1 pseudogene is annotated in these 734 nt (G+C 63.4%); it reads right to left on the minus strand.

What is annotated here, in order from left to right:
* Nucleotides 1-72: 72 nt before the first annotated feature.
* A pseudogene (locus ABD989_RS17665) lies at nt 73-734 on the minus strand (hypothetical protein); the annotation flags it as partial.

Raw genomic sequence — 734 nt, forward strand, 5'->3', positions numbered from 1 at the left:
GGCCCCTGCCCCTCTTTCGATTCTTGAATGCTTCGCAACATCCAGAATCACGAAGGTCAGGGGCCTTTCACGTCAACGACACGCGACCGCCCTGACCAGGGACTGCCCGTTCAAGATCGAAGAGCCGGCATAGACGCTGGCGCCTGCAGCGATGCTGAACATGATCAACGGGGCGGCCACCGTCGCGAGACCGGCTGTAGCTGCGCCAGCGGTCACCGGGACGTATGTCGCCTGAGCGGCGATCCCCTTGGAACCGATGAGCGCGCTATGCACACCCCCTGCGGCTGCCTTCGACGGCATGGACCGCAGGACGTTACCGCTGACCTGTGCCGCCACCTTGGCCGGAACCGTCATGCGGTACAGCGTCTCGCCGCTACCCGCTGCGGAGGGCAGCACTTTGGACGTGGTGGCCGTAAGAGTCGAGAGCTGTTGAGCCAAGGGGCTCAGGCTGCTGAAACTCATTCCTCCGGAAGTATCGAGCGACTCCGGCTTCGGTCGCGCTTCCAACGTCGCGACGGGTGTTTCCGCCATCACCGCAAGAACGCTGCGCAGTTCACTCAACCTGGCGGGCGTCATCGCCTCGTCCAGCTTGACCGGCGTGTGCACCTCGATAGTGCCCCTTGGGGTGGTGGACTTCGGATCGGGCGTAGAGTCACGCGTTCTGATCAACGAGTCGTTGTGAACGCTATGCGATTTGGGCTTGCGCGTCCAGGAGTGCGGCGGCCTTGTCCTTC

It is taken from the genome of Gordonia alkaliphila, assembly GCF_039542465.1.
Classification (GTDB): domain Bacteria; phylum Actinomycetota; class Actinomycetes; order Mycobacteriales; family Mycobacteriaceae; genus Gordonia; species Gordonia alkaliphila.